The sequence below is a fragment of the Roseateles sp. P5_B10 genome (assembly GCF_056400485.1).
Map to the genome: position 1 here is coordinate 1 of NZ_JBFULE010001666.1, position 566 is coordinate 566.

A 566-nucleotide genomic window follows, 5' to 3' on the forward strand; every position below is an offset into this window, starting at 1 on the left:
GGTCTATGCGCACGCCTTCTCATTTGGAAATTAAATGATATACTTATTGTCAGTTGAAAAACGAATGGACAGCCGATGCTGGATCTCGAACTCCTGCGCAGCTTCGTCTCGGTGGTCGATGCCCGCGGCTTTACCCGCGCCGGCGAGCGCGTTCACCGCACCCAATCCACCGTCAGCCAGCAAATCAAGCGACTGGAAGAGGATATCGGCCAGCCGCTGCTGAACCGCACCGGCAAGGACGTGACCCCGACCGAAGCCGGCGAGCGGCTCTTGTCCTATGCGCGACGGCTGCTGGCGCTGGCGGAGGAAGCCCGTGACGTGCTGGCCCGGCCGACCAATGAAGGCGCTGTCAGGCTCGGCATCCCCGAGGATTTCGCGGCCTATCGCCTGACCGAATTGCTGGCGAATTTTTCGCGGTCGCGGCCCGGTTTGCGGCTCGACGTACGCGCCGATCAGAGCACGTATTTGCGCCGCGATCTCGAACGCGGCGAACTCGACCTGGCACTGTTCAAGCGCGCCGCGGGTGAGAAAGGTGGCATTGCGGTGTGGCCTGAGCGGATCCATTG

Annotated in this window: 1 protein-coding gene; it reads left to right on the forward strand. The window is 62.2% G+C overall.

Going from position 1 to position 566, the window contains the following annotated elements:
- Nucleotides 1–75: 75 nt before the first annotated feature.
- Nucleotides 76–566, forward strand: a 491-nt coding sequence (locus tag AC1DU6_RS35215; protein WP_477863208.1) for a LysR family transcriptional regulator, incomplete at its 3' end; no start/stop codon positions are given.